The sequence below is a fragment of the Brevundimonas sp. Root1279 genome, assembly GCF_001425945.1.
GTDB lineage: Bacteria > Pseudomonadota > Alphaproteobacteria > Caulobacterales > Caulobacteraceae > Brevundimonas.
Genome location: NZ_LMEB01000010.1, coordinates 1 through 22926, shown reverse-complemented (window position 1 = coordinate 22926; position 22926 = coordinate 1). Strand labels below are relative to the sequence as shown.

25 protein-coding genes, 4 tRNA genes and 1 pseudogene are annotated in these 22926 nt (G+C 68.3%); 19 read left to right on the top strand and 11 right to left on the bottom strand.

The features are described 5' to 3' along the window. The first annotated feature begins 2 nt into the window (after window positions 1-2). From ASC65_RS15450 to ASC65_RS17675, 13 genes and pseudogenes are all read left to right on the top strand, one after another. Complete coding sequence (locus tag ASC65_RS15450) at window positions 3-449, top strand: DUF2948 family protein (protein ID WP_235561520.1); 447 nt, start codon at window positions 3-5, stop codon at window positions 447-449. Next, complete coding sequence (locus ASC65_RS15445) at window positions 446-910, top strand: UPF0262 family protein (protein ID WP_056455313.1); 465 nt, start codon at window positions 446-448, stop codon at window positions 908-910. Before ASC65_RS15450 ends, ASC65_RS15445 begins: the two co-directional genes overlap by 4 nt. Window positions 911-1011: 101 nt before the next feature. Next, window positions 1012-1230: a translation initiation factor IF-1 gene (gene infA / locus ASC65_RS15440; protein ID WP_003164348.1), complete on the top strand. Its 219-nt coding sequence runs from the start codon at window positions 1012-1014 to the stop codon at window positions 1228-1230. 13 nt (window positions 1231-1243) lie between these two features. Beyond that, window positions 1244-1822 carry a Maf family protein gene (locus tag ASC65_RS15435; RefSeq protein WP_056455311.1) on the top strand — a complete coding sequence of 193 codons (579 nt, stop codon included), beginning with the start codon at window positions 1244-1246 and terminating at the stop codon, window positions 1820-1822. 4 nt (window positions 1823-1826) lie between these two features. Further along, complete coding sequence (locus ASC65_RS15430) at window positions 1827-2864, top strand: RNA-binding protein (protein WP_056455309.1); 1038 nt, start codon at window positions 1827-1829, stop codon at window positions 2862-2864. Between the two features lie 2 nt (window positions 2865-2866). Further along, window positions 2867-3034 carry a DNA gyrase inhibitor YacG gene (locus ASC65_RS16885; protein WP_082526093.1) on the top strand — a complete coding sequence of 56 codons (168 nt, stop codon included), beginning with the start codon at window positions 2867-2869 and terminating at the stop codon, window positions 3032-3034. A 143-nt stretch (window positions 3035-3177) separates the two neighbouring features. After that, window positions 3178-3253: transfer RNA gene (locus ASC65_RS15425), tRNA-Phe, on the top strand. Between the two features lie 386 nt (window positions 3254-3639). Continuing rightward, window positions 3640-4533 carry a tonB-system energizer ExbB gene (gene exbB / locus ASC65_RS15420; RefSeq protein ID WP_056455307.1) on the top strand — a complete coding sequence of 298 codons (894 nt, stop codon included), beginning with the start codon at window positions 3640-3642 and terminating at the stop codon, window positions 4531-4533. A 5-nt stretch (window positions 4534-4538) separates the two neighbouring features. After that, window positions 4539-4976, top strand: coding sequence for a biopolymer transporter ExbD (locus tag ASC65_RS15415; RefSeq protein WP_056455305.1), 438 nt, complete (start codon window positions 4539-4541; stop codon window positions 4974-4976). Between the two features lie 13 nt (window positions 4977-4989). Continuing rightward, entirely contained in the window at window positions 4990-5706 is a 717-nt protein-coding gene (locus ASC65_RS17765) for an energy transducer TonB (protein WP_056455303.1), read from the top strand. Window positions 5707-5821: 115 nt separating this feature from the next. After that, complete coding sequence (locus ASC65_RS15405; RefSeq protein ID WP_056455301.1) at window positions 5822-6568, top strand: M48 family metallopeptidase; 747 nt, start codon at window positions 5822-5824, stop codon at window positions 6566-6568. Window positions 6569-6762: 194 nt separating this feature from the next. Further along, window positions 6763-6839 (top strand) — tRNA-His (locus ASC65_RS15400). Window positions 6840-6870: 31 nt separating this feature from the next. Beyond that, window positions 6871-7290: pseudogene (locus tag ASC65_RS17675) on the top strand (methyltransferase domain-containing protein); the annotation flags it as partial. Window positions 7291-7537: 247 nt separating this feature from the next. Here the strand turns inward: ASC65_RS17675 and ASC65_RS15395 are convergent. From ASC65_RS15395 to ASC65_RS15370, 6 genes are all read right to left on the bottom strand, one after another. Continuing rightward, window positions 7538-9385, bottom strand: coding sequence for a patatin-like phospholipase family protein (locus ASC65_RS15395; RefSeq protein ID WP_056455299.1), 1848 nt, complete (start codon window positions 9383-9385; stop codon window positions 7538-7540). Window positions 9386-9428: 43 nt separating this feature from the next. Further along, on the bottom strand, window positions 9429-9779 hold the full coding sequence (locus ASC65_RS15390; protein WP_056455297.1) for a hypothetical protein: 351 nt from the start codon (window positions 9777-9779) through the stop codon (window positions 9429-9431). A gap of 64 nt (window positions 9780-9843) precedes the next feature. Continuing rightward, window positions 9844-10239, bottom strand: coding sequence for a DUF1489 family protein (locus ASC65_RS15385; RefSeq protein WP_056455295.1), 396 nt, complete (start codon window positions 10237-10239; stop codon window positions 9844-9846). Between the two features lie 93 nt (window positions 10240-10332). Then, entirely contained in the window at window positions 10333-12246 is a 1914-nt protein-coding gene (locus ASC65_RS15380) for an acetyl/propionyl/methylcrotonyl-CoA carboxylase subunit alpha (RefSeq protein ID WP_056455293.1), read from the bottom strand. A 71-nt stretch (window positions 12247-12317) separates the two neighbouring features. Beyond that, entirely contained in the window at window positions 12318-13223 is a 906-nt protein-coding gene (locus ASC65_RS15375; protein ID WP_056455291.1) for an enoyl-CoA hydratase-related protein, read from the bottom strand. Window positions 13224-13273: 50 nt separating this feature from the next. Then, window positions 13274-14881, bottom strand: a complete 1608-nt coding sequence (locus tag ASC65_RS15370; RefSeq protein WP_056455289.1) for a carboxyl transferase domain-containing protein — start codon at window positions 14879-14881, stop codon at window positions 13274-13276. 169 nt (window positions 14882-15050) lie between these two features. Between ASC65_RS15370 and ASC65_RS15365 the strand changes: the two genes are divergently transcribed. Continuing rightward, the gene (locus tag ASC65_RS15365) at window positions 15051-16400 is read left to right on the top strand and encodes an MATE family efflux transporter (RefSeq protein WP_056455286.1); all 1350 of its coding nucleotides are present in this window, start codon (window positions 15051-15053) and stop codon (window positions 16398-16400) included. Here ASC65_RS15365 and ASC65_RS15360 read toward each other — a convergent pair. After that, window positions 16387-16755, bottom strand: a complete 369-nt coding sequence (locus tag ASC65_RS15360; protein WP_056455284.1) for a glyoxalase superfamily protein — start codon at window positions 16753-16755, stop codon at window positions 16387-16389. The two genes, ASC65_RS15365 and ASC65_RS15360, sit on opposite strands and share 14 nt — an antisense overlap. Before the next feature lie 101 nt (window positions 16756-16856). Between ASC65_RS15360 and metG the strand changes: the two genes are divergently transcribed. Together metG and ASC65_RS15350 are read left to right on the top strand one after the other, a co-directional pair. After that, on the top strand, window positions 16857-18563 hold the full coding sequence (gene metG / locus ASC65_RS15355; protein WP_056455282.1) for a methionine--tRNA ligase: 1707 nt from the start codon (window positions 16857-16859) through the stop codon (window positions 18561-18563). Window positions 18564-18671: 108 nt separating this feature from the next. Then, window positions 18672-19097, top strand: coding sequence for a hypothetical protein (locus ASC65_RS15350; RefSeq protein WP_156459707.1), 426 nt, complete (start codon window positions 18672-18674; stop codon window positions 19095-19097). Between the two features lie 2 nt (window positions 19098-19099). Here ASC65_RS15350 and ASC65_RS15345 read toward each other — a convergent pair whose 3' ends face one another. The 4 genes from ASC65_RS15345 to rlmB form a co-directional block, all read right to left on the bottom strand. Then, window positions 19100-20224 carry a glutathionylspermidine synthase family protein gene (locus ASC65_RS15345; protein ID WP_056455278.1) on the bottom strand — a complete coding sequence of 375 codons (1125 nt, stop codon included), beginning with the start codon at window positions 20222-20224 and terminating at the stop codon, window positions 19100-19102. 4 nt (window positions 20225-20228) lie between these two features. Further along, window positions 20229-20531 carry a hypothetical protein gene (locus ASC65_RS15340; protein ID WP_056455276.1) on the bottom strand — a complete coding sequence of 101 codons (303 nt, stop codon included), beginning with the start codon at window positions 20529-20531 and terminating at the stop codon, window positions 20229-20231. A gap of 3 nt (window positions 20532-20534) precedes the next feature. Further along, the gene (locus tag ASC65_RS15335) at window positions 20535-21416 is read right to left on the bottom strand and encodes a TerC family protein (protein ID WP_082526091.1); all 882 of its coding nucleotides are present in this window, start codon (window positions 21414-21416) and stop codon (window positions 20535-20537) included. Between the two features lie 72 nt (window positions 21417-21488). After that, entirely contained in the window at window positions 21489-22367 is an 879-nt protein-coding gene (rlmB, locus tag ASC65_RS15330; protein WP_056455274.1) for a 23S rRNA (guanosine(2251)-2'-O)-methyltransferase RlmB, read from the bottom strand. Window positions 22368-22516: 149 nt separating this feature from the next. Between rlmB and ASC65_RS15325 the strand changes: the two genes are divergently transcribed. The 3 genes from ASC65_RS15325 to ASC65_RS16875 all read left to right on the top strand — a co-directional run. Then, window positions 22517-22600 (top strand) — tRNA-Tyr (locus ASC65_RS15325). A gap of 74 nt (window positions 22601-22674) precedes the next feature. After that, window positions 22675-22748, top strand: a tRNA-Gly gene (locus tag ASC65_RS15320). Between the two features lie 49 nt (window positions 22749-22797). Then, on the top strand, window positions 22798-22926 hold a 129-nt coding region (locus ASC65_RS16875), incomplete at its 3' end, for a GTP-binding protein (protein WP_235561529.1).

Here is a 22926-nt window from a genome sequence, read left to right as displayed (position 1 = left end):
AAATGCTGCCGGGCGCGGCCATCGAGCCATTGCGCCTGCTCGCTGAGGACGCGGACGATCTGCACATCATCTCCGCCGCTCTGCAGGATGCGATCCTTCGCCCGAAGGACATCATCTGGGAGCCCTCGGCCCGCCGAGTGACTTTGCAACTCAGCCGCTTTTGCTGGGAATGCGGCGGCACCCGCGTGATGTCCGGCATGCAATTCGGGGACGTGGTGGCGGTGAAGAGCCGTCGCCTGCCGCGCTCGCCCGACAATGCTCTCGAACTGCTGGCCATGGATTTCGAGCCCGGGGAGGCCCCCGGCGGCCGGGTACTTCTGATGTTCGCCGGCGGCGGCGACCTTCGCATCGACGTCGAATGCCTCGACGCCGTCCTGACAGATCTTTCGGAACGCTGGCCGGCGCGGGTCGCCCCGACCCATCTGGCGGAAGGGCCCGATCCCGCGTGAGCGAGCACCGCCTGGCCTCCATCGACCTCGACGCCGCAACGCTTCCGGCCGCGACGGCCGAGATTGAGCATGAGCGGCGAGTCGCCATCTTCGACCTGGTCGAAAAGAACAATTTTGAGCCGGCGGGCGCCGAGGGCGGCCCCTACGCCCTGAAACTGTCATTCCAGGACGGCCGGCTGGTCTTCGACGTCGCCGGCCCCGGTTTCGCCAAGGCGCACGGCCTGTCGATGTCGCCGATGAACAAGGTGGTGAAGGACTATATCGCCATCTGCGACAGCTATTATGAGGTCCTGCGCGGGGTCGATCCGGGCAAGATCGAGGCGATCGACATGGGCCGTCGTGGCCTGCACAACGAAGGCGCGGACCTGCTGCGGACCCGTCTGGATGGCAAGATCGCCATCGACCACGAGACCGCCCGGCGGCTGTTCACGCTGGTGACTGCGCTCTATCGGCGCGGCTGAACTCGACTATCGGCGCGTTTTGGGGCATATGCCCGCTCCCTACGGTTCGCGCTGGCCCGGCGCGCGCCCTCGATTCGACGAAACTGGGCGCGAGAGGCCGCATGGCTAAGGAAGAACTGCTCGAGTTTCCCGGCGTCGTCAGCGAACTGCTGCCGAACGCGACGTTCCGCGTGACGCTCGAGAACGATCACGAGATCATCGCCCACACGGCAGGCAAGATGCGCAAGAACCGCATCCGCGTGCTGGCCGGCGACAAGGTCCTGGTCGAGATGACGCCCTACGACCTGACCAAGGGCCGCATCACCTATCGCTTCAAGTAAGGACCGGCTCGCTGTGAGCCGTCCTGAGCTGGTGCTGGCCTCGGCCAGCCCGCGCCGCATCGAACTGCTGGCGCTCGTGGGCGTGACGCCCGATCGCATCGAACCCGCCGACATCGACGAGACCCCGTTGAAGGACGAGACGCCGCCGCGGCTTGCCGCGCGGCTGGCTGTCGGCAAGGCCGAGGCCGTGTCCGCCCGGACGCCCGACGCCGTGGTGCTCGCCGCCGACACCGTCGTCGCCGTCGGACGCCGCTTTCTTGAAAAGGCCGCCGACGAGGCCGAGGCGACGCGGTTCCTCAAACTTCTCTCCGGCCGCGGCCATCGCGTCCTGACCGGCGTCGCCGTGGCCGCGAAGGGCAAGACCAGCGTCCGCGTCGTCGAGACCCGCGTCAGCTTCAAGGTCCTGTCGGACGCAGAGATCGCCGCCTACGTCGCCTCCGGCGAATGGCAAGGCAAGGCCGGCGCCTATGGCATCCAGGGCCGGGCAGGGGCCTTCGTCACCCGCCTGGTCGGCAGCTACCCGGCGGTCATGGGCCTGCCGCTCTATGAAACCGTGAACCTTCTGGGCGGCGCCGGCTGGCGCGCCGCCTGACCCGGTGAACGCGCTCGAGCTCTTTCTGGACGATGGGCCCGGCGAGGTGCGCGGCGTGGTCGTCCGGGACGGCCGCTTTGATCGTCTTCTTATACAGCGTGAGGATGATGTCCCCGAGCACCGCCTCGGCGCGCGCTGCCTTGGCCGGATCGTCGACGTTCATCCGGGGTTGAAGGGCGCTTTCGTCGACCTCGGCGCTCCGGCTCCGCTCGGATTTCTTCCGTTCGCGGGCAAGGACCGGCTCAATGTGGGTCACAAAGTTCAGGTCGAGATCGTCGCCGAACCGCGTGAATCCAAGGGACCGACCCTTCGTCTGATCGGCGCGGGGGAGGGCGAACCCCGCCTGTTGAGTCCTGGTCCAAGCGTGGCCGAACAACTGGCGCGCGAGGCGCCCGGCGTAGAAATCGTCACCGGCGCTCCCGCCATCCGCGCCGGTCTCGAGGCCGAGGAGGAGGCGCTGACGACGCTGCACGCCTTCACCGACACCGGACTCGACCTGGCTGTCCAGCGGACGCGGGCCTTGGTGGCGGTCGACCTTGACCTTTCGCCGGCCCCTGGGGTGGCGTTCGGGCCGCCTGCCCGGGCTCGCGCGAATCGCCAAGGCCTTACGGAGGCCGCTCGGCTGATCCGGCTGCGTCGCTGGGGCGGGCTGGTCGCCGTCGATCTCGTCGGGACCGTCCACGACGGTGCAGCGGTCACCGCCGCCGCGCGTCGCGCCTTCGGCGACGATCCTGACATTGTATATGGGCCGGTGAACCGCTTCGGCGTGCTCCAGCTCAGCCTGCCGTGGCGGCTGACCCCGCTGGAGGAGGCGCTGGACGGGGCCGACGGGCGCCGTCGCCCGGCGCGCCGGGCCCAGGATCTGGTCCGCGCCCTTAATCTGCGCCTGCTGACGGACACCGCTGCGCCGCGGATCGCCGTCCGCGCGGCCCCGGCTGACGCCGAGCGGGCGGCCCCGCTGGTGGCGCGACTCGGCCCGCGGGCCCATCTGATCGCCGACCCCGCCCTCGCGGCCGGGACCCTCCGCTGGGAAGATCTCTGACCATGGCCGCAATGTGCCCCGTTTGCCGCCGTCAGCCGCCGGCCGACAAATACCGCCCCTTCTGCTCAAAGCGCTGTGCTGACGTGGACTTGCAGCGTTGGTTCAGCGGTTCGTACGTCATTCCGGGCGGCTCGGATGAGCCCCTCGGCGAGGACGGCGAAGAAGACTGAATCTGGCGCTGGACACCCGAAAGCGGCTCGCTTATAGACGCCGCTCCCCAGACCGCTCCTACGGGATCGGTCGGTGCGAAAGACCTTCTCGAAGGACAGGGACGCCAGCGTCCTCCGTCACGGGAACGTCCGACGGACGGCATGCCTGGGTAGCTCAGTTGGTAGAGCAGCGGATTGAAAATCCGCGTGTCGGTGGTTCGAATCCGCCCCCAGGCACCACCCCTCCGTGTGGACCCGGAACTTCGTTTCCGCGCATCATGAAATTGTCGCTTTCGGCCGGAATCTTGGGCTCCGGGCGCGTTGTCTCCCCCACGAGGGGAAAAGCGCGGTTGCGCACTTGACGCTCTGGTAACCGTTCGCCAAAGGGAGCTTGACCGCTTTCCTTCGCGAGCGGTCGGGGGCCGAGGGGAATTTTATTTCCCTAAGCCCTCGGCGCCGCTCTGGAAGCCAACAGGCAACCGGAAGCGTTAGGAGGCGTTCCGCAGACCGGGGTTCATTGTACCCCTGCGCTGCGGGCGAGAATTTCATCGGGGGTACGGGCGTCGTCTGCGTTCGTATCTCAGGGTTCCACTAGTCAGACCAAAGAACGCAGGAACTGGCGAACTATGCTCGATATCAAGAAGACCAACCTCCTCCTGGCCATGGCCGGCGCCGCCGTGCTGATGGCCGGTACGCCGGTCCTCGCGCAGGATGCTGCGGCTCCGGCCGCGACCGCTCCGGCCGCCGCTTCGGCCCCGGCCGCTGACGCTGCCGCTCCGGCCGCCGCTGCCACTCCGGCCGCTGAAGCTGAGGCTCCGGCCGCTGAAAGCCACGGCAAGCTCACCCCCGCCGCCATGTTCATGGAAGCGGACATCGTCGTTAAGGTCGTCATGATCGGCCTGCTCCTCGCGTCGGTGTTCTCGTGGGTGATCCTCCTCATCAAGCTGTTCGAGTTCGGTTCGCTGAACCGCGCCACCGACCGCTTCCTTGAGTCCTTCCGTCAGGCTCGCACGATCGCTGACATGCGTCGTGTCGCCACCTCGGAAGAGTTCGAAGGCAACCCGCTGGCCGACATGGCCGCCGCGGCGACCGACGAAGTCGAACTGTCCCGCCAGGCCGGCCTCTCGGTCACCGGCGATCACCGTGACTCGGCTCTGGGCCGCGCCCAAGCCGCTGTGAACGCGGTTCAGGCGGGTCTGGCCAAGCGCCTCTCGGGCGGTCAGCAGTTCCTGGCGTCGGTCGGTTCGACCGGTCCGTTCATCGGTCTGTTCGGCACCGTTTACGGCATCATGAACTCGTTCATCGGTATCGCGAACACCAACACGACCAACCTGGCCGTCGTCGCCCCGGGTATCGCCGAGGCCCTGCTCGCCACCGGTATCGGCCTGTTCGCCGCTATCCCGGCCGTTATCTTCTACAACTACTTCAACACCCGTATCGCCGCGTACGGCACCCGTTCGGACGGCTTCAACGCCGAACTGATGAACGCCGTGTCGCGTAACCTCGACAAGGGGGCGTAAGACCGATGGCCGCCAAACTTTCCGGTGGCGGCGGCGGCAAGTACGCCATCGAGCAGAACAGCGAGATTAACGTCACGCCGTTCGTGGACATCATGCTTGTCCTGCTCATCATCTTCATGGTGGCGGCTCCGCTCGCCACCGTGTCGGTGGAGGTCAAACTGCCGCGCGCGGTCGCACCGCCGCAGGTCAATCCGCCCAAGCCGTTCTACGTCTCGATCCAAGCCGACTCGCGCGCCTACATCGGCGACGACGAGGTGCCGATCGAAAGCGTGGGCACGGAGCTTCTGAGCCAGATCGGCAACAAGGTGCCTTCGGACGAGCGGATCTTCATCCGCGCAGACCAGGACACTTTGTACGGCGATTTCATGGATGTCATGAACTCGCTGCAGGACAGCGGTTTCTACAGCGTCGCCCTGGTCGGCGAAGACCAATCGGCACAGTAGGAGCGGTGATCATATGAGCGAAGTCGAATATCATCGCAGCCTCTACGACCCGCCGAAGGCCAAAGGCATCTTCGGGGTTCCGCCGCACATCTTCCTGATCAGCATCGCCGTCGTGTTGCTGCTGTTCAGCCTTCTGGCGTTCTACTTCATCAACGCCCAGTTCAAGCTGAAGGAAGTGACCTACTCGGACGAGTCGGTGGATGTGGAGCTGATCGAACCGATCCCTCCGCCGCCGCCGCCTCCGCCGCCGCCGCCTCCGCCGCCGGAAACGGCGCCGCCGCCGCGGATTCAGCCGCGTCCGCCGGTGTCGGTCCCGACCAACATCCCGGTTCCGCCGCTGCCGATCCCGCCGGTCAAGGACGCCGACCGTATCGAGTCGACCGTCCCGCCGAGCCGCGTCGAAGGTCCTGTGACCCCGCCGCTGCCGCCGCCGCCGGCTCGTCCTCCGGTGATCAACAATGTGAGCTGGCAGCGCCAGCCGCAGCCGGAGTTCCCGGATCGCGCCCAGTCGCGCGGTATCGAGCAAGGTTCCGTGACCCTGCTCTGCACCGTGCAGTCCAACGGCTCGGCCTCGAACTGCAGCATCGTCTCCGAAGACCCGGATGGAGCCGGCTTCGGCCAGGCGGCGCTCCGTTCGATGTCCCGGGCGCGGTTCAATCCGCGGACCGTGGACAGCGTCGCCGAGGGCGGACAAGCCCGGTTCACCATCCGCTTCCGCCTCGCGGACTGACGGACGGAACCACCTGATAAGCGAGCGCCCCGGCCATTGGCCGGGGCGTTTTGCTTTGCACGGAGCTTAGCCGCGTCTGGATCGTTGTGCGGCCAGTCCTTGGAAGGAGACTTCAATGCACCTCCGTTTGCCCATTCTGGCCGCCGTCGCGCTCACCGCCCTCGTGGGGGGCTGCGCCTATAACGACACCCTCGGCCGCAACCAGTTTCTCATCGTCGACGACAGCTCGCTGACGCAGCAGTCGGAGGCCGCCTGGGCCGAGGCCTTGCGCACCCAGCCGACCTCGTCGGACGCGGCCGCCAACGCCCGGATCCGCCGGGTGGGCGAGCGGGTCGTCGACGCCGCCAGCCTGGGCGACCGTCGCTGGGACTACGCTGTCTTCGTCAGCAAGAGCCCCAACGCCTTCGTCCTGCCGTCGGGCAAGATCGGCGTCACAACCGGCCTGCTGGCCCTTGTCCAGAATGACGACCAGCTGGCCGCGGTCCTCGGCCACGAAGTCGGCCACGTCGTCGCTCGCCACGCCGCCGAGCGCTATTCGACCACGGCGGCCACGAGCATCGCCCTGAGCGGGGTCCAGAGCGTCGCCGGCGACTACGCCCAGGCCGCAGGCGCTCTAGGCGGCCTGGGGGCCCAGTTCGGCGTCCTGCTGCCCTTCTCGCGGCGTGATGAGCTCGAGGCGGATCGTCTCGGCGTCGATTACATGCAGCGCGCCGGCTACAAGCCGTCTGAGGCCATCGCCCTGTGGCGCCTGATGCAGACCCAACGCCAGGGCGGCACCCCGGAGTTCGCCTCGACCCACCCCTCGGACGAAAGTCGGATCGCCGCGCTGCAGCAGTACATCGACAGCCGCGGCTGGGCGTGAGGTCACGGGTCGAGGGGCGGGGTCATTGGGCGGGCCAGACGTTTCGGCGATACGTCGGGTCTGGTCTGGACTGCTCTGCACCGCGTCTCTCGACCCCCGACCTTCGCCCCTCGGCCCTCGGCGCCAAACTATCTGCAAAACCGGCTTGATCGACGCACGCGACCCCGCTACAGACGCCGCTCGCGCGGATATGTGCAGCCTTAGCTCAGCTGGTTAGAGCGCCGGTTTGTGGAGCCGGAGGTCCTCAGTTCAATCCTGAGAGGCTGTACCATCCCCGCCCATTCCAGGGGGCGATACGCGACATGACCGACACTCGTCCGGCCTGGGACCCCAAGCAATACGATCTGTTTGAGGCCGAGCGCTTTCGCGCCGTGCGTGAGTTGCTGCGCCGTCTGCCTGCGGATTTCGAGCCCGATGAGATCTGGGATCTCGGCTGCGGCGGCGGTCGCGACGCCGCCGGGCTCAAGCGTTGGCGTCCCGAAGCCCGGGTGCACGGTCTCGATTCCAGCGAGGCCATGCTGGCCCAGGCGCAGGCGCGTCGGGACGAGGTCGACTGGCGTCTGGGCGGCATTGCGGATTGGACGCCGGAGCGGCCCGTTGATCTTATCCTGGCCAATGCTTCACTGCAGTGGCTCCCGGATCATGACACCCTGCTGCGTCGACTGGCGGGAACCCTTGCGCCGGGCGGCGTGCTGGCCGTGCAGATGCCGATCGCCCACGAGACGCGCCACCATGTGATCATGCGCCAGGTGGCCGATGAGGGCCCCTGGGCGAAAGCCCTCGCCGGCGTACACCGGATCGCGCCCCTGCTGTCGGCCGAAGCCTATTACGCCGTGCTGTCGGAGACCTGCGAGTCGATCGACATCTGGACGACTACGTATTTGCAGGTCCTGAGGCAGCCTAACGCGGTGCTGGAGTGGATGAAGGGCACGGCGCTGCGCCCTTATCTCGCTGCGCTTGAGGACCCGATCATGCGGCAGGCGTACCTCGACGCGCTCGGCGCACGGCTTTCTGAGGCCTTCCCCCGACGTGCGGACGGAGTGACTCTGATGCCGTTCCCACGGCTGTTTCTGGTGGCGCGGCGGCGCTGAGGGCGCGTTGACGGCGCAGGCCGGTGACCGGACCGTCGAGGGTCGCCAGCGCCTCGCGCATCGAGCGATAACCGGCGTCCACGGCCGGTGCATAAGCCTTCCAGTCACGAATATCGACGCCGTCCGGGGTCGGCTGCACCAACAGGTCGGTGGCGGCGCGCGAACTCTCCAGGTCCGCGTCGGTCGTCAGGGTCGCTGAGCGCATCAGGATGGACACGATCGGCGGACCGCGCTTCCAGGCGCCCGTGGCGATCAACCGCCAGATCGACGGCGGATGCTCGATCAGATCGGGATCGACGCCCCGCGCCTCGGACATGTCGATGCCGACAATCGGCCCGCTGGTCATCTGTCGCATGACCTCGGCCGGGAAATTCTTGAGCACGGCTCCGTCGACCAGGACCTGGCGGTCCAGAACGATCGGCGGCAGCAGGCCGGGAATGGCGATCGAGGCGCGCATCGCCTGACGCATCAGGCCGCGGCGATGCACCTCGATCCGCCCGGTCGTCAGATTGGTGGACACGGCGAAGAACGGCCGGGCCAGGTCGGCCATGTCGACGTCGCCATAGGCGTCCTTGAGCAGCCGCTCGACCTTCCGGGCCCGGCTCATGGCCAGCATGGGGAAGGTGATGTCGGACAGCGGGTCGCTCTTCACGAAGGAGCTGCGGATGCGCTCTTCCAGCTCTTCCTGCGACCAGCCCATGGCCGGGCCGGCGGCGACGATCGCGCCCATGGAGGCGCCGCCGACGAAGTCGATCGGCACGCCGGCCTCGGTCAGGGCGCGCAGGGCCCCGATGTGCGAATAGGCCCGCGCCCCGCCGCCCGACATAACGACCCCGACAGCCGAGCCGGTGACCACCCGAGCGATGCGGGCGGCGTCGGCGGCGTCGCCCTCGACGGCCTGGAGCCAGCGCCCCGGTTGGATCGAGTCGATCCACACAGCGGTGTTGGCGGGGCGGGCCATGCGTGGATCGCGCAGCAGGATCAGGTCAGTGCGGCGCTGGGCGTCCAGGACCCCGGCGTGGGGCAGGGGACGGTTGGGCGGGGCGAGCAGGCACTGCCCGACCACGAAGACCCGGTCGACCTGGCGCGCGCACAGGGCGGCCCAGACCGGTTCGTCCATCTCGGCGACATAGAGGACGAAGTCGTGCGCGTCCTCGACGCGGCTGAACCATTCCTTGGCCGAGGTGAGGGCCGAATGGTCGATGACCTCGCAGGTGAAGCCGTCCGCCTCGATGGCCGCTGCGACACGCTCCACAAAGGCGCGGATCGGGCGAGGGCGGGCCGAGATGAAGCCGAAGACGCTGGGCTCGCCGCCGCCGGAGCGCCGGTCACGCGCGCGCTGGATCATCAGCCGGGACAGTTCGACCATCAGATCCGGCTCGGTGCGCGCGGCCTCGAAGAAGGCGTCGCGGGGCAGGGCGAGGATTTCGGAATCGCGCAGGGCGACCACGTCGGCGGTGTGGCCGCCGCCGGCCAGCATGGCCATTTCGCCCGCCGGTTCGCCGGGCCGGATGACGCCCACGAACTGCGGCGGCTGGTCGTTGGCTTCGCGCCGGAACACGCCGAGGCGCCCGCTGCGGAGCAGGTACAGGGTGTCGGCCGGATCGCCTTCCGCGAACAGGGTCTCGCCGCCGGTCAGGGCGAACCAGCTGGCGCGGGTGTTCTTGCCGCCTTCGAAGATGCGGTGCAGGGCGTCTTCCAGTTGGGCGGAGCGGGCAGGGGCCATGGACGGAGCCTAGCGGGAGTCGGAGATCATGCGAGGGAGCGCGTCACGAGCCTTGGACGCCCGCCTTCTTGACCATGTCCTCGCCCTTGGCCGCGAACTCCTCGCCGCAGCGGGCCAGTTCGGGCAGGAGTTCTTCGCCCTTGGCGGTCCCCACCTCGACGCCGCGCGCGACCCAGTCGATCGAAGGCTCCCGGCCTTCAAGCCGTCCGAGATAGTAGAAGGCGACCATCGAGCCCGCATTGACCATCTCGGCGTCGTCGCCCGAGACTTCGGCCATCACCAGTCCGGCCGCGAAGCAGCGGAAGTCGGCCTCGGTCTGTGCATTGCGCGAGCCGGACAGATTGTCCTGCGGCGGCGTGAGGACGAGCAGGGCGGCGAAGATCAGGCCGGTCATATGGGCTTCCCAAACAGTGGATTAGCTCACCATACCTGCTCCGCTCGCCGAAGCGAGGCCGCAGTCACCAGGCGCCCATTTCCTGAAGCTGTTTGGCCAGATCGGCCGGCAGGTCGCCGTCCTCGAGCACCGTCAGGTCCGGCGGCACGTCCTTGTCGAAATAGCGCCAGCCCTGGAAGGGGCGGCGGGCCAGGGGCGCGGTGCGGATGACGCGCGACGCCAGCTTGATCTCGCAGCGGCTCGCTGCCCCCTCGCCGACGGTCGAGATGTCGAGGATCGGCTGGCGGCACAGCACCGAGCCCTTGATCACCCAGTAGAGCGATCCGCCGTCCTCGATCTCGGCGGCGCGCTTAGGCGTCATGCGGGTGTGCACCACGCGCCAGTCGCTACGCTCGGCGTTACGCTCGAGGGTCTCCACGTCGGAGACGCCGACGCACAGCTTGATCATGTGGAGAGGCATGGAGGAGGGACTGGGGACGAGGGAGGGACAGGGGAGATGGCGGCACGCCTGTCAGAGGCAAGCGCGAGCGGAGTAATTTTCTGATCCCGGTCCCTAATCCCTGAGCCCTTCGCTCGGCCGAACCACCGCCAGCACCGTGCCCTCGCCGACCTGCTCGCCGACGGCGACGCTGACCGTCTCGACCACGCCGTCGAAGGGGGCGACGAGCGCGTGCTCCATCTTCATGGCCTCAAGCACCACGATCGGCGCGCCCTTGGCGACGGTCTCGCCGGCCATGGCGGGGGCGGCGACGATCTTGCCGGGCATGGGTGCGCGGAGGGAGCCGTCGGAGGCGGCGCCGGAGCCCGGCCCCGGACGGGGGAAGGTGCTGACCTCGAAGGCCGACCCGTTCTCGAAACAGATGCCCCGGGCGTCTTCGAGCTCGAGGTACCGGCTAACGGGATATTCGTCGCCGTCCAGAAGACGGGCCGTGCGGCCGGCGCCGTTGACGACCAGCGACTGGGTCAGTCGCGGCGGGGCATTGAGCCGCAGCCCGACCGCACCGCCGAAGCCGTCCCAAGGGGCGGCCGCATCGTTGCCGCTCGCCTCAGGCACGTTCGTACGCAGATAATAGGCAGAGTCCTCGAGGCCGACCTCGGACAACGGCGCCGCCGCGAGCTCGGCTTCCTCCGCTGCGATAAATCCCGTGTCCACATCGCCTTCAACGAAGCGCGGATGCTCCAGGCATCGCACCAGGAAACCGGCATTGGTCTTGACCGGCCACACCTCGACCTCGCCGGCGGCGTCGGCGAGCATGGCGGCCGCCTCTTCCCGCGTCTCGGCGTGGACGATCAGCTTAGCGATCATCGGGTCGTAGAACTGGCTGACCTCGCCGCCCGGCATGACGCCGGTGTCGACGCGGACGTCGTCGGGCATGACGAAATGCTCCAGCTTGCCGATGCTCGGCAGGAAGCCGTTGGCGGGGTCCTCGGCGTAGAGGCGGGCTTCCATGGCCCAGCCGTTCAGCGGGATCTGGTCCTGCTTCAGCGGGATCGGCTCGCCGGCGGCGACGCGGAACTGCCATTCGACCAGGTCGACGCCGGTGACCGCCTCGGTGACCGGATGTTCGACCTGCAGCCGGGTATTCATCTCCATGAACCAGATGCGGTCGGGCTTGAGGCCGTCGGAGGCGTCGGCGATGAACTCGATGGTGCCGGCGCCGCGGTAGTCGACGGCCTTGGCGGCCCGGACGGCGGCGTCGGTGACGGCCTTGCGGGTCGCCGCGTCCATGCCCGGCGCCGGGGCTTCCTCGATCACCTTCTGGTGGCGGCGCTGCAGCGAGCAGTCGCGCTCATAGAGGTGGACGACGTTGCCCTCGCCGTCGCCGAACACCTGCACCTCGATGTGGCGCGGGCGGGTGATGTAGCTCTCGATCAGGACGCGGGGGTCGCCGAAGGAGGACTGGCCCTCGCGCTGGGCCGAGGCCAGGCCGGCGGCGAAATCCTCGGCGCGGTCGACCTTCTTCATGCCCTTGCCGCCGCCGCCGGCGACCGCCTTGATCAGCACCGGATAGCCGATGCGTGCGGCCTCGGCGGTCAGGGTCGCCTCGGACTGGTCTTCGCCCTGGTAGCCGGGGGTGACCGGCACGCCGGCCTCGATCATCAGCTTCTTGGCCGCGTCCTTCAGGCCCATGGCGCGGATCGAGGACGGCTTGGGGCCTATCCAGATGATGCCCGCAGCCGCGACGGCCTCGGCGAAGTCGGCGTTCTCGGACAGGAAGCCGTAGCCAGGATGGATGGCCTCGGCGCCGGTCGCCTTGGCCGCGGCGAGCACCTTGTCGGCGTCGAGGTAGCTCTCGCGCGCTGGGGCCGGCCCGATCAGCACCGCCTCGTCGGCCTCACGCACGTGCAGAGCCCTCGCGTCGGCCTCCGAGTAGACGGCGATCGTGCGGATGCCCATGCGGCGGGCGGTCCGGAAGACCCGGCAGGCGATTTCGCCGCGGTTGGCGACCAGGACGGACTTGAACATGGGGGCTGGGTCTTCGGGCGGGGGGAGTTGAGGGACGGTCGGCGGCGGCGAGACGGCTGGCGACTAGCCGCTTACTCCGCCCAGCGAGGCTTGCGCTTGTCCAGGAAGGCGCGGACGCCTTCCTGGCCTTCGTCGGAGACGCGGGCGCGGGCGATGCGGCGAGCCGTCTCTTCCATAAGGCCGTGGTCGATCTTGTGGCCGGCCACGTCGTGAACCAGCCGCTTGGCGTCGCCCATGGCGCCGGGCGCGTTGCCGGTCAGGCTGTCGGACAGCATCGAGACGAACTCGTCGACCGAGCCCTCAGGCAGGACCAGGTCGATCAGGCCCGCATGGGCGGCGTAGTCGGCGTCGAAGATGTTGGCGGTCAGGAACAACTGCCGGGCGCGGCGGGCGCCGATGGCCTCGACCACATAGGGGGCGATGGTCGCCGGGATCAGGCCCAGCTTGACCTCGGAGAAGGCGAAGCGCGTGCCCTCGACGGCCACGGCCATGTCGCAGGCGGCGACGATGCCGGCCCCGCCGCCCATGGCCGAGCCCTCGACGATGGCCACGGTCAGGGCCGGGACGTCGTGCAGGGCCTTGAGCATCTTCGCCAGGCCCATGGCGTCGCTGCGGTTGTCGCCCTCGCTCCAGCCGGTGGCGTCGCGCATCCAGGACAGGTCCGCGCCGGCGCTGAAGGTCCCGCCGGCGCCGCGGACGAAGACGACCCGCACGCTGTCGGCGCCGTGCAGGGTCTCGAACGCCTCATAGAGGGCCGCGATGGTGGCGGCGTCGAAGGCATTGCGCTTCTCGGGCCGGTTGATGGTGACGAACACGACCCCGTCGGTCGTCGAGTCGATCTGGACCAACTGGTCGTTGGCGTCCGGCGCCGCGCCCGCCAGCAGCGGGTTGGCGATGGCGTTGATCTGCGCCGCCTCGGCGTCGGTGATGTCGAGGGCGTTGAGGTCGGCCTCGGAGGGCGTGGTGCGGTCGGTCATCAGGGGCTCCTTCAAATTCTCAACGCGTCAGTCCGGCTAGGTCTCCCGGTCTACATCCGGAAGACGCCGAAGGTGGTCTCCGGGATCGGGGCGTTCAGCGAGGCGCTGATCGCCAGGCCGAGCACGTCGCGGGTCTGGACGGGGTCGATGACGCCGTCGTCCCACAGGCGGGCCGAGGCGAAATAGGGGCTGCCCTCGTCCTCGTAGCGCTGGCGGATCGGGGCCTTGAAGGCGGCCTCGTCCTCGACAACCCAGGTCTCGCCCTTGGCCTCCAGGGCGTCGCGCTTGACGGTGGCCAGCACCGAGGCCGCCTGCTCGCCGCCCATGACGGAGATGCGGCTGTTGGGCCAGGTGAACAGGAAGCGCGGGGAATAGGCGCGACCGCACATGCCGTAGTTTCCGGCCCCGAAGCTGCCGCCGATCAGGACGGTGAATTTGGGCACCTCGGCCGAGGCGACGGCGGTGACCAGCTTGGCCCCGTTCTTGGCGATGCCTTCGGCCTCGTATTTGCCGCCGACCATGAAGCCCGAGATGTTCTGCAGGAAGACCAGCGGGATCTTCCGCTTGCAGGCCAGTTCGATGAAGTGGGCGCCCTTAAGCGCGCTCTCCGAGAACAGCACCCCGTTGTTGGCCAGGATGGCGACCGGATAGCCCCAGATCCGGGCGAAGCCGCAGACGAGGGTGTTCCCGTACAGCGGCTTGAACTCGTCGAACTCGGAGCCGTCGACGACGCGGGCGATGACCTCGCGCACGTCATAGGGGGCGCGGACGTCGTCGGGGATCAGGCCGTACAGCTCCTCGGCGGCGAAGGCCGGGGCGCGCGGCTCGCGGACATCCAGCTTGACCTCTTTCACCGTGTTGAGGCCGTCGACGATGTTGCGGACGATTTCGAGCGCGTGCTCGTCGTTTTCGGCGACATAGTCGACCACGCCGGACTTGCGGCCGTGGGTCTCGGCCCCGCCCAGCTCCTCGGCCGAGATGACCTCGCCGGTGGCGGCCTTCACCAGGGGCGGGCCGGCCAGGAAGATGGTGCCCTGGTTGCGGACGATCACGGTCTCGTCCGACATCGCCGGCACATAGGCGCCGCCGGCGGTGCAGCTGCCCATGACGCAGGCGATCTGCGGGATCGACTTCGCCGACATCCGAGCCTGATTGAAGAAGATGCGGCCGAAGTGGTCGCGGTCGGGGAAGACCTCGGCCTGATGCGGCAAGTTCGCGCCGCCGGAGTCCACCAGATAGACGCAGGGCAGGTTGTTCTGCTCGGCGATCTCCTGGGCGCGCAGGTGCTTTTTCACGGTCAGGGGGAAGTAGGCGCCGCCCTTCACCGTCGGGTCGTTGGCGACGATCATGACCTCGCGGCCCGAGACCCGGCCGACGCCGCAGATCATGCCGGCGCCGGGGGCTTCGTCATTGTACATGCCACCCGCGGCCAGCTGGCCGACCTCCAGGAAGGGCGAGCCCGGATCCAGCAGCCGCTCGACGCGGTCGCGCGGCAGCAGCTTGCCGCGCTTGACGTGGCGTTCGCGGCTGGCCTCGGGCCCGCCAAGCGCGGCCTGGGAGACCTTGGCGTACAGCTCGTCGCGCAGGGCGCGGTTGTGGGCGTCCAGCGCCTTGAAGGCTGCGCTGTTCGGATCGATGGCGGACGTCAGCTTGGGCATGAGGTTGGTTTAAGGCGCCCTCCGCGCGGGCTCCACAGATTTCGTGCTCACGCCTATGCGAAGCACCGCAATGATCGTGCGGATCGGCCCAGCCCCTCGGGTCGCTTATGCCAAGCTCGGGGAAACTCGGGTTGACCGGCAGCCCGCGGCGTGGCCTGTCGCCGGTCCCATGTCGTTGCTGAGCCCCCAGACCCGCGTCACCCTGAAAGACCTGCTGCACCTTGCGTGGCCGGTCGTGCTGGCGCGCATCGGCATCATGACCATGGGTCTGACCGACGCCATCGTGGTCGGCAACTACGCGTCCGAGCAGCTGGCCTTCCACGCCCTGGCCTGGGCCCCGACCTCGATCGTGGTGACCACCGCCGTCGGCCTGATGCTGGGCGTACAGGTGATGACCGCCCGGATGCTGGGGGAGGGCAGGCGGCATGATGTCGGCGCGGTGCTGCGCCGCGGAGTCGTCTTCGCCCTGCAGATCGCCCTGGTCTCGACCGTGCTGCTGATCGCGCTCGGGCCCTGGGGCCTGCGCCACATGGGGCTGGAGAACGGCCTGGCCGAAGGCGCCTCGCCGGCGCTGATCATCTTCTCCCTGTCGATGCCCTTCTACCTGCTGTCGGCGACGGGCCAGTTCTTCATCGAGGCGCTGGGCCGGCCGAAGCTGAGCATGGCGGCCATCTGGGTCGCCAATATCGTCAACCTGCTGCTCAACCTGGTGCTGGTGCCTGACCTTCTCGGCATCGGCCTGAACGGCGCGGTGGCCTCGGCCTGGGCGACGTTCGGGGCGCGGGCGGCCCTCGCGATCTTCCCGCTGGTCTACATCCTGCGCCTGCCGGAGGCGCGGGCGCTCGGCCTGTTCGACAAGCCCCAGCCGGATCCGGAGACCGCGCGCGACCAGATCAAGGTCGGGCTCGGCGCCGGCTCCAGCTACTTCATCGAGGTCGGCGCTTTCGCCGCCATGACCTTCTTTGCCGGCCAGCTGGGTGCGGTCGAGACCTCGGCCTGGGCCATCGTCCTCAATATCTCTGCGATCGTCTTCATGGTGCCCATGGGCCTGTCTTCGGCGACGGCTGTGCTGGTCGGGCGTGCCTATGGAGCGGGCGATGGGCGCGGCGTGATGCGCGCCGGCCTGGCGGGGATCGGCGTGGTCGCCGTCCTGGCGACGGTCATCGCCCTGTTCGTCTGGCCGACCGCCCACCTGCTGACCCAGGCCTACAACCGCGACCCGGCCCTGATCGCCGTGGCCGCCCCGGCCCTGGCCCTGGCCACCCTGTTCTTCGTGGCCGACGCGATCCAGGTGGTCGCGGCGCAGGCGAACCGCGCGGGCGGGGACGTCTGGTGGCCGACGATCATGCATTTCGTCGCCTACACCGCGATCATGATGCCGCTCGGCTGGTTCCTCGCCCACCGCATCGGCGTCAATGGCCTGACCTGGGCGGTGATCATCGCCAGCTTGGTCTCGGCAACTTTGTTGACTGGCCGGTTCGTACGCGTGGCGCGGCGGCTCAAGGTCATGCCTGCGTAAAGCGCAGCGTATTGCCGTCAGGATCGTCGGCGTAGAACTCCCGCGTGCCCCAGGTCTGGTGCAGCGGTCCCTGGTGCACCGGCGAGTCCGGCTTGTGCGAGGGGTCCAGGCCGCGGGCGCGGAAGGTCTCGAACAGGGCGTCGATCTCGTCGACCACGACCACCACCGCCGTCCCGAACACGCCGTCGCCGGAATGGCTGGACAAGAACAGCAGGTCGCCGTCGCGCGCCAGCTCCGCGAATGAGGGATCGCTCTGGTCCGGCCAGGCCCCACGCAACTCGAAGTCCAGCACTCCCGTGTAGAAGGCCAGCGACCGGGCCATGTTCGAGCACTTCAGGGTCGGGATTATCGCCATGGCCGCAGACTAGGCTTCGCTGCGGCAATCGCACAGCCTGTGGTGACGTGCGCCGTCGCGGCCTCTATATCCGACCCCTCCCCAAGACTCTCCGGACGACCATGGCCCGCATCCTCATCACCTCGGCGCTGCCCTACATCAACGGCATCAAGCACCTGGGGAACCTGGCGGGCTCGATGCTGCCGGCCGACGTCTACGCCCGCTTCAAGCGGGCCCAGGGCCATGAGGTCCTCTACATCTGCGCCACCGACGAGCACGGCACGCCGGCCGAGCTGGCCGCCGCCGCCGCCGGCCAGGACGTGAAAACCTACTGCGATGAGCAGCACGAGATCCAGAAGAGCGCCGGCGACAGCTTCGGTCTCAGCTACGACTGGTTCGGCCGCTCCTCGAACGCCCCGAACCGGCGCCTGACCCAGCATTTCGCCAAGGTGCTGGAGGAGCGCGGCCTGATCGAGGAACGCGTCGACCGGATGATCTATTCGATCGACGACGCCCGCTTCCTGCCGGACCGGTATGTCGAGGGCACCTGTCCGCACTGCGCCTATGAGAAGGCGCGCGGCGACCAGTGCGACAACTGCGGGCGACTGCTGGACCCGACCGACCTGATCGATCCCTATTCGGCGGTCTCGGGCTCCAGGAACCTGGAGGTGCGCGACACGCGGCACCTGTACCTATTGCAGACCAAGCTGGAGCAGCCGATCCGCGACTGGATCGGGACCAAGACCGACTGGCAGACCCTGGCCCGCTCGATCGCCTACAAGCACCTCGACGAAGGCCTGATCGACCGGGGCATCACCCGCGACCTGAAGTGGGGCGTGCCGGTGGTGGGCGCCGACGGCGGGCCGCGCCCGGGCATGGAAGGCAAGGTCTTCTACGTCTGGTTCGACGCCCCGATCGAATACATCGGCGCCACCGAGGAGTGGGCCGAGGCCAACGGCCGGACCTGGAAGGACTGGTGGCGGCTGGACGAGGGCGCGGACGACGTCCGCTACGTCCAGTTCATGGGCAAGGACAATGTCGCCTTCCACACCGTCAGCTTCCCGGCGACCATCCTGGGCTCGGGCGAGCCGTGGAAGACGGTCGACACGCTGAAGGCCTTCAACTGGCTGAACTGGTACGGCGGCAAATTCTCGACCAGCCAGAAGCGCGGCGTCTTCATGGACCAGGCGCTGGAGCTGCTGCCCGCCGACTACTGGCGCTGGCACCTGACGGCCTACGGTCCCGAACATTCGGATGCGGCCTTCACCTGGGAGCAGTTCCAGTCGACGACGAACAAGGACCTGGCCGACGTGCTGGGCAATTTCGTCAATCGCATCGTCAAGTTCGCGGAGTCGAAGTTCGGCGGCGTCGTCCCCGAGGGCGCCGCCCTGACAGACGTCGACCAAGACTTCCTGAACCAGATCAAGGCGGGCGTCGCCGAGGCGACGGCGAACCTTGAGGACATGGAGTTCCGCAAGGCGGCGCAGTCGATCCGCGCGGTCTGGGTGCTGGGCAACGAGTATCTGCAGGTCGCGGCGCCCTGGACGGCGATGAAGACCGACCCCGAGCGGGCCGCCACCGCCACCCGGATGGGCCTGAACCTGGTCGCCCAGTTCGCCCGCCTTGCGGCGCCGATCATTCCGGCCTCTGCGGAGAAGATCGCCGCGACGGTGGGTTCGACCGACCTGAGCTGGCCGTCGGCGGATGAAGATCTGATGGCCGCCGTGCCGGTCGGTCAGACGGTCGCCGCCGCCAACGTCCTGTTCGCCAAGGTCGAGGATGAGCAGGTCGCCGAATGGTCCGAACGGTTCGGCGGCGCCGAGGGCTGAGGCCTCAGGAAAACCCTGTCGACCGAACAGGCTATCCGCTTCGGCGCCCTCGACGCCCTGTGGATAAGGGGACTATCGCTGGACCTCCCGCCCTAATGGAGAGGGACCATGCGCGCGTTTCTCTTCGCGGCGGCCTGTTTGGCGGCGGCGCCAGCTCCCGGGGCGCTTTCTGTGGGACAGGCGGTGGAGCGGGTCGAGTCCATCCCGCTCCGCCGGGGCTATTACGTCGCCGCCGACACCGATTGCGCGGACGCGTCCAACGGCACCACGACGCTGTTCAAGGGCGACGGCTTCTATGCGACCTGCACCACACGATCGATCGAGCGGACGGCGCCTGACACCTACCGCCTGAGCGAGACCTGCTCCGACCGGGGCGAGCCCGAGCGGGATTCGATCCAGACGATCCGCGTGACCAGCGACATGGGATTTGCGGTGGTCGCCGACGACGGCTCGACCTGGTCCGCCCGCTTCTGCCGCCAGCAGGACATGCCCGAGCCGTTCAGCAAGAACGACCTCTCCGATCTCCTCGGCTGACTTCAGCCGCGGATCAGGTGCGGCGCAAACCGCGCGGCGTTTCCGGTGATCAGCCCGGCCTCGCGGATGCCCATGCCGACCGCTTCGCCGTCGACGACCCAGCTGCCGATCACCGGCCGATGGCCGTCGAAGTCGGGCAGGTCGTACAGCCGCTGCCAGACATGGCCCTCGTCGCCGTAGTCGCCGCCGGTCGCCTCGACCACCCGGCCGTCCTTGACGATCGAGACGTTGGCGCCCTCGCGAGCCAGGATCGGCTTACGCGCATGATCGCCGGCCATGGGTTCGAACGAGGCTTCGAGCAAATTGGGGTGGTCAGGGAACAGCTCCCACAGGATCGGCAGCAGGGCCTTGTTCGACCAGATCATCTTCCAGATCGGCTCGATCCACTGCGTCGGCGCCTGGGCGATCTGGCGGCCGAAGTCTTCGGCGACCAGCCACTCCCACGGATAGAGATGGTACAGGGCCACGATCCGCCGGCCCTCGGGATCGACGAAGCACTGGCCGTCCCAGCCGATCGCCTCGATCGGCAGTTGCACGCTGTCGACGCCGCCCTCCCGGGCGACGTCGCGCATATAGGCCACGGTCACCGCGTCCTCGGCTGCGCCTTCCTCGGCGTGGGTGAAGTGGACCCGCAGCGGCAGGCGCGGGGCCAGCTCGCGCCAGCGTGCGATCAGGGCGTCGTGAATGCGGTTGAACTGGTCGCGGCCGGGGAAGACAGCCTCGAGCCAATCCCACTGGATCACCGCCGCCTCGAGCAGGGAGATGGGGGTGTCGCAGTTGAACTCGAACATCTTGGGCGGCGAGACGCCGTCGTAGCCGAGATCGAAGCGGCCGTAGTTGAGCGCCGGCGGCTCCTCGTCCCAGGCCTTGCGGATCAGCGGGACGGCGAAATCCGGAATGCCGAAGCGGTGAAACAGGTCGCGGTCGATGATGTGCTGCCCGGCCTCGAGGCACAGGCGGTACAGCTCTTCTGTCGCCTGCTCGATCTCGCGCACCTGGGCGCGGTCGAAGCGGTAGCAGGCGGCTTCGTTCCAGTAGGGCTGGCCGTCGGCCGTGTGCCAGACGAAGCCGAGCGCCTCGACCCGTTCGCGCCAGTCGGGTCGGGGCGTCAGCGGCAGGCGCTCCATGAGATCAGCCGCCGCTGGAGCCGCGCGCCGAGGAGCCGAAACCGCCCGCACGTGGCGCCTGATGCGACCCGCCGTTCAGCTTATCGCCGTAGTTCGAGCCATAGGCGTTGCCGCCATAGTACCAGCGAGCGCCGCCGCGGCCGGAATTGCAGTCGTCGTCCGGGATGCGATTGCCGCGATCGTTGGCGCAGGCGCGGGCTTCGGGCTTGGCTTGCGCCGGGCGGGGGCCACAGCCGCTCAGGGCCAGGGCCGCAGCCACGCCGGTGGCGAACGACAGCTGTCGCGTAAGCGTATCGATAGGGGGCATGGATCAGTTCGTGGCGGGAGCGGGCGTCGGCGCAGGCATTGGGGCGGTCGGCGCCGGCGCCGGCACGGTGACCGGCGCGGGCGTCGTGCGGCTCAGCGGCTGGGTCAGGCAGGCCTGACGGGTCGCTTCGCGCTCGGCCTTGCAGAATTTGTCGACCTCTTCCTGACCGATCGAGAGCATGGCCGGCAGGGCGGCGTTGTGACGGCCGACGTTCTCGGTGCGCACCACGGTGGAGCGGTAGCCGTCCCAGATCATGTGCAGGGCGACGTAGAGCACGACGATGAGGCCGACGTAGCCGATCCACCGGTACTTGTGCAGGAGCTTGGCGATATAGGTCGCGGCCACGCCCATCAGGGCGATCGACAGCACCAGGCCGAACACCATGATCCACGGGTGCTCGTGCGCCGCGCCGGCGACGGCCAGCACATTGTCGAGCGACATGGTGATGTCGGCGATCATGATCTGGACCAGGGCCGCGCCGAAGCTCTTGCGCTTCAGCCCCAGCTCTTCCGGCGAGGGGCCCTTGCCGTGCTCGATGCTGAGCGCCAGTTCGAGTTCGCGTTCGGCTTCTTCCTGGTTGTGGGTCTTCTGCTCCTGCAGCTCACGCCACATCTTCCAGCACACCCACAGCAGCAGCAGGCCGCCGGCGAGCAGCAGGCCGACGATGGCCAGCAGCTGGACGGTGATCAGGGCGAAGCCGATGCGCATGACCACGGCCGCGATCAGGCCGATCATGATCGCCTTCTTGCGCTGCTCCTGCGGCAGGGCGGCGGCGGCCAGGCCGACGGCGACGGCGTTGTCGCCCGCCAGCACCAGATCCATCATGACCACCTTGCCCAGCGCCGAGAGCTGGGAGGCGAGTTCGGGGTTGCTCAGAAATTCCATGCTCGCGCTCTAGGGCAGGGCGGGGCTGTTCCGCAAGCGCGAGTGGTTCTCAGGTGGAACCCGGATGTGAGTTCAGGTCCGTCCTTGCGCGCGCGCGACTTCATAAAGAGCGATCGCCGCGGCATTTGAGACGTTCAGGCTCTCGAAGCCGCCAGGCATGGGGATCTTGCCCAGCACGTCGCAGTGCTCGGCCACCAGGCGGCGGATGCCGTCGCCCTCGGAGCCCATCACCAGCACGGTCGGGCGGGCGTCCAACGCCTGCTCCAGCGTCTGCTCGGCCGAGCCGTCCAGGCCGACCGCCTGCCAGCCCAGATCGGACAGCCGCTCGAGGGCCCGGCTGAGATTCGTCACCCGGGCGCATGGCAGGCGTTCGGTGGCGCCGGCGGCGGCCTTGGCCAGGGCGCCGGCGAGGGCGGGGGAGTGACGGTCCTGCACGACGATGCCGCGCGCGCCGAAGGCCAGGGCCGAGCGGAAGATGGCGCCGACGTTCTGCGGATCGGTCAGTTGGTCGAGCATGACGATGACGCCTTCAGCCGGCTCGGCGATGTCGTCGAGCGCCACGCCTTCCAGCGGAGAGACCTTGAAGGCCAGGCCCTGGTGCACGGCGCCGGGCGGCAGCATGCGCGCCAGGGTCGGCCCGTCGACGATCTCGGGGCGGTGGCCGTTGGGGGCCAGCTTGTCGCGCTCAATCTCCGCCGCGCGGTCCTCGGTGACCAGCAGCCGGCCCATGCCCTTGCGGGAGGGATTCGCCAAAGCGGCCAAAACGGGGTGCCTACCCCACAGCCAGTTGTCGGGGTCGACCTTGCTCTTGGCGCCGCGGGGAGCCGACTCGCCGGCGCCTCGCGGCGGCGGATTCGGCGTCCAGCCTGGCGATTTGGGGGTTTCACCCCTTCCGCGGAAGCTCGGCTTTTTACCGGTTTTCCGGTCGTTGCGTTCTGTTTTCGACGACACTATAAGACGCCCTCCGATTTGGGGCCCAAGGGCATTCCGGGTCAGGCGCTTCCTCTAAACCAGGGCTTGCCGGACTTCGAAGGCTTTTGTTTCGAGAACGGTCTTTGGACCGGTTTCGGGCGTTCCGGATCGGTCTTCACATCGCGCGAGGGGGAATGTCCCGAGCGGCAAAGGGGGCGGACTGTAAATCCGCTGCGTAAGCTTCGCAGGTTCGAGTCCTGCTTCCCCCACCACGCGCTGATGAAGACCGGACGAACGGACCTCGATGAGGACCGGGTGCGAAGGGGAGACCCGACGCATTCTCCGCGCGGGTATAGCACAATGGTAGTGCAGCAGCCTTCCAAGCTGAGGATGTCGGTTCGATCCCGTCTACCCGCTCCAAGATTTTAAGCTGATCCAACCGCCCTCCAGGGCCACAGGAGTTTTGGCCATGGCCAAGGAAAAGTTCGAACGTAACAAGCCGCACTGCAACATCGGCACGATCGGTCACGTCGACCACGGCAAGACGACCCTGACGGCGGCGATCACACGGCAAGACGACCCTGACGGCGGCGATCAC

Bases quoted from the DNA above. Each gene is read 5' to 3' on its own strand.
- ASC65_RS15450 (WP_235561520.1), top strand. From the start codon at position 3: ATGCTGCCGGGCGCGGCCATCGAGCCATTGCGCCTGCTCGCTGAGGAC.
- infA (WP_003164348.1), top strand. From the start codon at position 1,012: ATGGCTAAGGAAGAACTGCTCGAGTTTCCCGGCGTCGTCAGCGAACTG.
- ASC65_RS16885 (WP_082526093.1), top strand. From the start codon at position 2,867: ATGGCCGCAATGTGCCCCGTTTGCCGCCGTCAGCCGCCGGCCGACAAA.
- exbB (WP_056455307.1), top strand. From the start codon at position 3,640: ATGCTCGATATCAAGAAGACCAACCTCCTCCTGGCCATGGCCGGCGCC.
- ASC65_RS15415 (WP_056455305.1), top strand. From the start codon at position 4,539: ATGGCCGCCAAACTTTCCGGTGGCGGCGGCGGCAAGTACGCCATCGAG.
- ASC65_RS17765 (WP_056455303.1), top strand. From the start codon at position 4,990: ATGAGCGAAGTCGAATATCATCGCAGCCTCTACGACCCGCCGAAGGCC.
- ASC65_RS15405 (WP_056455301.1), top strand. From the start codon at position 5,822: ATGCACCTCCGTTTGCCCATTCTGGCCGCCGTCGCGCTCACCGCCCTC.
- ASC65_RS15395 (WP_056455299.1), bottom strand. From the start codon at position 9,385: ATGGCCCCTGCCCGCTCCGCCCAACTGGAAGACGCCCTGCACCGCATC.
- ASC65_RS15390 (WP_056455297.1), bottom strand. From the start codon at position 9,779: ATGACCGGCCTGATCTTCGCCGCCCTGCTCGTCCTCACGCCGCCGCAG.
- ASC65_RS15385 (WP_056455295.1), bottom strand. From the start codon at position 10,239: ATGCCTCTCCACATGATCAAGCTGTGCGTCGGCGTCTCCGACGTGGAG.
- ASC65_RS15380 (WP_056455293.1), bottom strand. From the start codon at position 12,246: ATGTTCAAGTCCGTCCTGGTCGCCAACCGCGGCGAAATCGCCTGCCGG.
- ASC65_RS15375 (WP_056455291.1), bottom strand. From the start codon at position 13,223: ATGACCGACCGCACCACGCCCTCCGAGGCCGACCTCAACGCCCTCGAC.
- ASC65_RS15370 (WP_056455289.1), bottom strand. From the start codon at position 14,881: ATGCCCAAGCTGACGTCCGCCATCGATCCGAACAGCGCAGCCTTCAAG.
- ASC65_RS15365 (WP_056455286.1), top strand. From the start codon at position 15,051: ATGTCGTTGCTGAGCCCCCAGACCCGCGTCACCCTGAAAGACCTGCTG.
- ASC65_RS15360 (WP_056455284.1), bottom strand. From the start codon at position 16,755: ATGGCGATAATCCCGACCCTGAAGTGCTCGAACATGGCCCGGTCGCTG.
- metG (WP_056455282.1), top strand. From the start codon at position 16,857: ATGGCCCGCATCCTCATCACCTCGGCGCTGCCCTACATCAACGGCATC.
- ASC65_RS15350 (WP_156459707.1), top strand. From the start codon at position 18,672: ATGCGCGCGTTTCTCTTCGCGGCGGCCTGTTTGGCGGCGGCGCCAGCT.
- ASC65_RS15345 (WP_056455278.1), bottom strand. From the start codon at position 20,224: ATGGAGCGCCTGCCGCTGACGCCCCGACCCGACTGGCGCGAACGGGTC.
- ASC65_RS15340 (WP_056455276.1), bottom strand. From the start codon at position 20,531: ATGCCCCCTATCGATACGCTTACGCGACAGCTGTCGTTCGCCACCGGC.
- ASC65_RS15335 (WP_082526091.1), bottom strand. From the start codon at position 21,416: ATGGAATTTCTGAGCAACCCCGAACTCGCCTCCCAGCTCTCGGCGCTG.